At 44.8% G+C, this 357-nt stretch carries 1 protein-coding gene; it reads right to left on the reverse strand.

All coding sequences use genetic code 11. The features are described from left to right. A partial coding sequence (locus BCT11_RS04080) for a reverse transcriptase domain-containing protein (protein WP_241908976.1) occupies positions 1-357 on the reverse strand: 357 nt, incomplete at both ends.

A 357-nucleotide genomic window follows, 5' to 3' on the forward strand; every position in this document is an offset into this window, starting at 1 on the left:
CGTTATCGACTCTTTAACTCGATAAGCGGCTTCTTCACTATGAACGTAGATTTGGCAGTCGTCTGCATATCGACAGAACTTATGCCCTCTGCGCTCTAACTCTTTATCCAGTTCATCTAATACGATATTGGATAGCAACGGGGATAATGGTCCACCCTGTGGTGTCCCTCTTTGTCTCTGTTCAACCATCCCGTTTCGCATTATGCCTGCCTGTAGATATGACCTGATGAGCTTCAACACTCGTTTATCACTGATGTCCTGTGACAGTCTGTACATCAGTCTATCGTGATTCACTGTGTCGAAGTATTTCGCTAGGTCGATATCTACAACATAACCTCGACCTTCTCGGATGTAATG

Source organism: Vibrio sp. 10N.222.52.B12 (assembly GCF_002875385.1).
Classification (GTDB): Bacteria; Pseudomonadota; Gammaproteobacteria; order Enterobacterales; family Vibrionaceae; genus Vibrio; species Vibrio jasicida.